Consider the following 7,119-nt stretch of genomic DNA (forward strand, 5'->3'; position numbering starts at 1 on the left):
TCTGGGAGAGTGTGATGGGGTATAACATGAGTTTTTTTAAACTGGCACATGCGTGTGTTAAAAAACTGTTTGGCATCATGGCTGCAGTATCCCTGCTTGGCGTGTTATTTGTTCCACAGCTTGAAGCAGCAACCATTAAAGGTTTGCAGTTGCTGTCAGATGGTAGCGGTCAGAATCTGAGTATCGTGATGGATGAAGCTGCAGAGTATCAGGTGTATAATCTTGAAGGACCGGCGAGAGTTGTTCTGAATTTCCCTAAAGCCACCATGGCGGACAGTGTGGGCGAGGTGAAAGGTGATGGGGGCGTTGAAACAGTATTCCCTGTTCAGGATAGCAACGGTGCTCGCATCGAAGTCGGTTTAGCCAAAGGCACAACCTATGATATCGTTGAAAAAGGCAATGATCTGCTGATTTCTTTTGTATCAAACACGAAACGGAAAGCTAAAGCCGGGGGCGCTGAGATTCAGGATATCTCTGTCAGAGATAAAGCTGGTGTAACTGAGCTGGTGTTGCGCGGTAAGCAGATGGACGCTAATCATAATTCACTGGTGACCAACGATGGAAAAACCATGGTGCTTGATTTCTGGGGTGGCGTTTCAAAGCTTCCTAAAGAGTATTTTACCTATACCGCACAGCGTTTGAATGATGTGACTGTGGGCGCTGCGGAAGGTCGTCTGCGTCTGGTTGTATCACTGCGGGCGGGTGCGGGTGCCAATCACCAGATTGATGCCAGTGCTAACCAGATGATTGTTCGTTTTGGCAAGGTAGAATCCATCCCGACTGCAACCGGCCTGACAGTAGAAGCAGTGGATTTTCAGCCGGATGACAGAATCGCGCATATGGTTATTCGCACCAATGCAGCCAACCCGATCATTAATCTTCAGGAAGATAATGGAAAGGTTATTCTGGATATCAAGAATGCGGCTCTGGCTTCTGGTCAGGAGCGGTCACAGGATGTCCGGGCATTCCCTGGTCCTGTAAATCAGATCGATAGTTACGCGGTTAATAAAGATGTGCGCATTGTTGCTCGACTGCGCGGTAAAGCCGTAGTTTCATCATATCAGTCAGGCAATGTATTAACGGTAACACTTAAACCCGAAGATATGGCTACTGCAGCCCAGTTGAGTGAAGAAGAACTCCGCGATGAGAAAGTATATTCAGGCCAGAAAGTTACATTTAATTACAAAGACATTGATATCCGCAACGCATTGAAGCTGATCGCTGAAATGAGCGAGCTGAATATGATTATGGCCGATGATATCAAAGGCACGCTGACCATGCGTCTGGTGGATGTGCCATGGGATCAGGCACTTGACCTTATTCTGCAGGCGCGTGGGCTTGGTAAAGAGCAGTCAGGCAATGTGGTCAGAATTGCACCGCTGGATGTACTAAAATCTGATGCTGATGCCCGCAAGGAGGCGCAACAGGTTGCGGAAGAAATCGCACCACTGGATACTGATTTCATCCAGTTGGGTTACGCCTCTGTCAATGATGTGAGCACGATACTGAAAGGTGGTTCAGTTACCCAGTCCGCAGGTTTGGGTAATTCAGAAAACCGTACGACCAGTAAAGCCGAGACAGGTATTGGTGGTGAAGGTGGTCTGAAGTTGCTATCTGATCGCGGCAGTATTCTGCTGGATGAGCGCAGTAATACGATGATCATTACCGATACACGTGAGCGCCTGAACAATATCAAACGATTGATTTCAGTCATTGATAAACCGATGCAGCAGGTGTTGATCGAGGCTCGTATTGTAGAAGCCAGTGATACCTTTTCACGTGACCTTGGTATCCGCTGGGGCGGTCAATTTAACTCTGCCGGTAACAAGTTTACGCACGGGGTAGGGGTAGGCACTCCGGCTACGCTTGGTAATGTAGTGGATCTGGGTGCTGCTGTTGGGGCTGGAGCTGGTGGCGCCATCGGTTATTCGCTCGGCACACTCAGTGGGGCGCTGAACCTGAATCTGGAATTATCGGCGGCAGAAGCAAATGGTGATGTGAAAGTTGTATCCAGTCCGCGTGTGTTTACCAGTAACCTGCAGGAAGCATTGATTCAACAGGATGAGCAGATTCCGTTTGATCAGGTCACAACTTCCGGTGGAGCAACTACGATTACACCTGTCTTCCAGAGCGCTAAATTATCACTGCGTGTCACGCCACAGATCACGGCTGATCAACGCATAATTATGGAGCTCAAGGTTAATAAGGATACGCCTATTACCAATGTCGCGGGTACAGCAACTGCAATCAATACCAAAACAGTTGAAACCAGATTGCTGGTGAAGAACGGTGAGACGGTAGTGCTCGGCGGTATTTATACCCAGACAACCTCAGATAATGTTTCCGGAGTTCCCGGCTTGATGGATATTCCGCTCATTGGTCATCTGTTTAAGCGCAAACAAAAAACGAATAATCGTAGTGAGTTGCTGATATTCATTACACCGACAGTGATTGATACTGAGGGTGAGTCATCCAACTAAATTAAGGATACTCTAAATAACTCGAGTATCCGTACAGGCCATGGATGGAGTTTTTCAGAGAGCATCATTAAAGAGATTGGAGCTGTTTGGCTTCTGCCAGAACGTTGCCTCAGAGTACGCTGGCTGCAATTTCATCAGCCAGTGGAAGACCTGGTTCGGTCAGTTGAATGAAATTTTCAGAAATGTCGATCATCTGCTGCTGCTGCCACGGCAGCAGTTGAGCTGAGAAGTGCTCATAGGCATCAAAACCAAAGCGATTGCAGAATGACTTTCGATCAATGCCGGGGCTTCGGCGTAAACCAAGCCAGATGGCTTCTGCTGCAGCCCTGTTTCTGTCTAATGTTTCCTGAGAATTGATCGCAGTACCTTGTTGCAGAGCCGATTCGATATAAGTCTCAGGTTTGCGGATGTTGCTGTAGCGGGTCATGCCCAGATCATTTGCCTGATCCCATTTGCCTGATGCCCCTGCACCGATGCCGATGTAATCATGATAAAGCCAGTAGCCGTCATTGTGTCTGCAATATCGCTCTTTTTTGGCAAAATTTGAAATTTCATAAGCATGATAACCGGATTTTTGAAGGCGTTTTCTGGTGGAGAAAAGCATCTCTAGCGCCAGTTCATCATCGGGCAGGCTATATGGCTTTTGGCGATGCCGGGCTGCAAGTCTGGTGTGTGGTTCAACAGTGAGTTGGTAGCAGGAGAGGTGCTCGGGAGCCAGATGGATCGCAGTATTCAGAGACTCCAGCCACGATTGCATGGATTGATCAGGTAACCCGTAAATCAGATCGAGGTTGATATTGTTGAAGCCTGCCTGTCTGGCAGTCTGAAAAGCATCGAATACCTCTTGTGAGCCGTGGATACGCTCCAGCCATTGCAGTTCCTCTGTGTTCAGACTTTGCACACCCATCGACAAGCGGTTTACACCAGCTTGACGGTAGGCTGAGAAGTTGCCCGCATCGACTGTGCCGGGATTGGCCTCCAGGGTGATTTCTATCCCGGTTTCACATCCGAATAGTTTGTCAGCATGCTTGATAACGGATGTTATCAATGCAGGAGGAGCAAGCGAAGGCGTGCCACCACCGAAGAAGATGCTGCTTAAACGGCGTCCTTTGAACATCGGGGATGCAGCCCAATGTTGCAGTTCCGCGAGCAAGGCATTCCGATAGGCGGACCAGTCTGGTTTTTCGCGTTCATGTGAATTGAAATCGCAGTAATGACATTTATGCACACAATAAGGAATGTGCACGTATAACATCAGCGGTGATGGTTTATAAGCGGACACGGTGCTTACTGCAGTACGACTTCGTAATGATCCTCTGCAAAATCTTCATCGCTCTTCAGTGTGATCTCTTTGTTCAGGAAAGACTCGAGCTGTTCCACCCCCTTGTTTTCTTCGCCAAGTAGCAGGTCAATAATAGATGGATGTGCAATCACCATCAGTTTTTCACAAGGGTAAGCACGAGCTTCTGCCACCACAACGCGGAACAGTTCGTAACAGATCGTTGTCGGACTCTTGCTGCTGCCGACGCCATGGCAACGGTGACACTCATTGAGCAGTATACGGCCCAGTGATTCACGTGTTCGTTTGCGGGTCATCTCCACCAGACCAAGTTCAGAGAGCTGAACAATATGCGTTTTGGCTTTGTCCCGTTTGAGTGCCTCTTCGAGCACTTCCATCAGCCGCTGTTTATTTTCCTCTTCCTGCATATCAATAAAATCAACAACGATGATGCCGCCAAGATTACGCAGGCGGAGTTGATGTACAATTTCATGTACAGCTTCAAGATTTGTTTTAAAGCCGGTCTCTTCCATATTACGGGAGCCGACAAAGGAACCGGAATTCACATCGATAGCAATCAATGCTTCAGTCTGGTCGATGACAATATGACCTCCTGATTTCAGCGGTACCCGGCGTTGCAGGGCGCGATCGATAGCATCTTCAACACCGTAAACATCAAAGATGGGGCGTTCACCAGGATAATAATAAAGCTTTTTGGCAACCTCAGGCATAAAGCGGCGGGCAAACTTTTTCATGCTTTCATAAGCTTCGCGTGAATCGATATGGATTTTTTCAACATCTGCATCGACATAATCCCGCATGACACGCAGGTAGAGATTCAATTCTTTGTGAATCATTTTTCCGAGGGCTGAACTTTTTGACCGCTTTTCGATGTCCTGCCAGAGGCGTAACAGAAAATCCAGATCCTGCTTCATTTCAGATTCCTGACGGCCTTCGGCAACAGTGCGAATGATGATCCCGCCTTTTTCGGGATTGATCGCTTCACCAATGGCGAGCAGGCGTTCACGTTCTTGAGGATCTTCGAGCCGTCTGGCAATGCCAACATGATCAAGATGTGGCAGGTATACCAGATAACGACCTGCCAGACCGACCTGAGTGGTCAGGCGCGGGCCTTTCGAAGCGATCGGTTCGCGTGATACCTGCACCATCAGCTCCTGACCGTCTTTGATCAGGTTGGCAATAGGGGGTGCATTACGGCGGGATGGCCTTGTTTCGGCTGTTTCTTCCCCGTTGTCACCATCATCACTGTCCTCAATCTCTTCAGATATTTCATCATCAGACTGTTTGGCTGTAGCGATGTCACCGGCATACAAAAAACCGGCTTTCTCCATATCAATATCGACAAATGCAGCTTGAATGCCGGGTAATACGCGTTGTACGCGGCCCTTGTAAATATTGCCTTTCAGGCCACGTTCACGTTCGCGCTCAATATAAATCTCTTCAGCCAGATTGTTTTCAATTCTGGCAATCCGTGTTTCAAACGGTGCTACGTTGACCAGCAGTTCCACACTCATGTTGTTGTTCCTGAAAAAGTTATTTTTGCCAGTATATTCAACGTGGAACGAACCGGCAAACCGATCACGTTATCCAGTGGTCCTTCAATCGCTTCGATAAAACTGGCTGCACCACCCTGAATGGCGTAAGAACCGGCTTTATCAAGTACTTCGTTGTGAGCCAGATATGTATCGATCTCCTCTGATGAGAGCTGTCTGAATACCACCCGCGTTTGCACAAGATCAGCCTGAATCCGGTCACCGAGGCGGACTGTAACGCCGGTAAACACATGATGGGTGTTGCCGGAAAGCTCCATCAGCATGGCTTTGGCTTTAGCGAGATCGGCCGGTTGCCCTAAAGGTTTGCCATTGATGGCGACAAGCGTGTCAGCTGCAATGACGGGGATATCCGGAGCAGCTTCGCATGCCATAGCTTTTTCCCGGCCCAGGCGCGCAACAATTTCAGCCACCGTTTCACCCGGCAGCGGTGTTTCATCAATATGGCTGGGGCGAACTTCAACAGCCAGGCCGGCACTTTGAAGTAACATAAGGCGGCGGGGGGATCGTGAGGCGAGAATAACTTCCATGTCAGCGAGCATAGTCAAATTATCTGAAAAATGCTTCCTTAGCTTGACGGCAGCAGCTGCGAGCTTACGATGCTCAGCGCTGTGACTGACTTAAAGACTTCTCCACTGGAACGTGCTGTAGATCTTTGCAGGTCGGATATGGAACTGGTTGATGCCTGTATCCATGAAAACCTGCAATCAGATATCATGATGATTCCTGCGATAGGCCACTATATTGTAAATAGTGGTGGCAAACGTTTGCGTCCGTTGCTTTGCCTGTTGACTGCCCGCCTGTTTAATTATCAGGGCACACGCCATATACCGCTCTCGGTCGTAGTAGAATTTATTCATACCGCATCGTTGCTGCATGACGATGTGGTGGATTCATCCGATCAGCGCCGTGGTAATCCTTCCGCCAATGGTGTCTGGGGTAATCAGGCCAGTGTTCTGGTCGGTGATTATTTGTTTTCCCGTTCTTTTCAAATGATGGTGGCAGATGGTGATATGGCCATGCTGAAACTGATGTCTGATGTCACCAATGCTCTGGCTGAAGGTGAGGTGCTTCAATTATCCCGAACCTTCCATCTTGAGATGACAGAAGCTGAGTGTCTTGAAGTGATCGAGAGAAAAACGGCAGTATTGTTTAAAGCAGCGTCCGAAGTCGGTGCTCATGCGGCAGGTCAGGATGCCGATGTGGTTGCAGCTCTGGCTGAATACGGCATGTGTCTGGGTGTGGCTTTCCAGCTTATGGATGATGCACTTGATTATCTGGTAGAGGCTGAACAGGCAGGCAAACCTGTGGGGCATGATCTGGAAGAGGGCAAAATCACCATGCCGCTGATTCATGCTATGAAACATGATGCGGAACTGGCCAAACGTGTTGAGGAGATTTCCGAGCGTGATGGTTATCTGGAAGGTGATCGCGAATGGATCAGAGAGCGCGTGGCTGCACAGGATGGTTCCGGTTTTACCATGGCCAGAGCCCGGGATTATGCCGAGCGTGCTAAATCACTATTGCCGGAGCATACCGACCCCGAGATTAAGTCTTTACTGGCCGAACTGGCTGACTTTTCCGCCTGCCGCCCTTATTAAAGCCCTGAAAAATAAAGCTTTCTTGACCGTCTTTGTTTAAAGCCGCTTTTATTATATGCGATCACTGCTGTCCGGTTAAGCATTGAGCAGTGCCATCTGGCGAGGATTCACGGTCGGTTTTCGCTTTGGAGGCGGTGAGCTTCCTCCCAGCAATTCGGCGATATTCCTTCGCTGCATGAGGTTGACCG

5 protein-coding genes are annotated in these 7,119 nt (G+C 48.9%); 2 read left to right on the forward strand and 3 right to left on the reverse strand.

The window, feature by feature from the left end:
• The first annotated feature begins 26 nt into the window (after positions 1-26).
• On the forward strand, positions 27-2,480 hold the full coding sequence (locus MMIC_RS11155) for a type IV pilus secretin PilQ (RefSeq protein WP_227819495.1): 2,454 nt from the start codon (positions 27-29) through the stop codon (positions 2,478-2,480).
• A 109-nt stretch (positions 2,481-2,589) separates the two neighbouring features.
• On the opposite strand, the gene hemW is transcribed toward MMIC_RS11155, so the two are convergent.
• From hemW to MMIC_RS11170, 3 genes are read right to left on the reverse strand one after another with little or no spacing between them, the layout of a single operon-like run.
• Entirely contained in the window at positions 2,590-3,735 is a 1,146-nt protein-coding gene (hemW, locus tag MMIC_RS11160) for a radical SAM family heme chaperone HemW (RefSeq protein ID WP_072660566.1), read from the reverse strand.
• Between the two features lie 32 nt (positions 3,736-3,767).
• Positions 3,768-5,294, reverse strand: coding sequence for an Rne/Rng family ribonuclease (locus MMIC_RS11165; RefSeq protein ID WP_072660557.1), 1,527 nt, complete (start codon positions 5,292-5,294; stop codon positions 3,768-3,770).
• Positions 5,291-5,872 (reverse strand): Maf family protein, encoded by a 582-nt coding sequence (locus MMIC_RS11170; RefSeq protein WP_307157957.1) that lies wholly within the window; start codon positions 5,870-5,872, stop codon positions 5,291-5,293. The genes MMIC_RS11165 and MMIC_RS11170 overlap by 4 nt, the downstream gene beginning before the upstream one ends.
• Before the next feature lie 69 nt (positions 5,873-5,941).
• On the opposite strand from MMIC_RS11170, the gene MMIC_RS11175 reads away from it, so the two are divergent.
• Positions 5,942-6,931 carry a polyprenyl synthetase family protein gene (locus MMIC_RS11175; RefSeq protein WP_227819496.1) on the forward strand — a complete coding sequence of 330 codons (990 nt, stop codon included), beginning with the start codon at positions 5,942-5,944 and terminating at the stop codon, positions 6,929-6,931.
• Positions 6,932-7,119: the final 188 nt, after the last annotated feature.

The sequence above is a fragment of the Mariprofundus micogutta genome (genome assembly GCF_001895085.1).
Taxonomy (GTDB): domain Bacteria; phylum Pseudomonadota; class Zetaproteobacteria; order Mariprofundales; family Mariprofundaceae; genus Mariprofundus; species Mariprofundus micogutta.

Excerpts from the sequence above, each read along its gene's own strand:
- hemW (WP_072660566.1), bottom strand. The coding sequence starts at position 3,735 with ATGTTATACGTGCACATTCCTTATTGTGTGCATAAATGTCATTACTGC.
- MMIC_RS11170 (WP_307157957.1), bottom strand. The coding sequence starts at position 5,872 with ATGCTCGCTGACATGGAAGTTATTCTCGCCTCACGATCCCCCCGCCGC.
- MMIC_RS11155 (WP_227819495.1), top strand. The coding sequence starts at position 27 with ATGAGTTTTTTTAAACTGGCACATGCGTGTGTTAAAAAACTGTTTGGC.
- MMIC_RS11165 (WP_072660557.1), bottom strand. The coding sequence starts at position 5,294 with ATGAGTGTGGAACTGCTGGTCAACGTAGCACCGTTTGAAACACGGATT.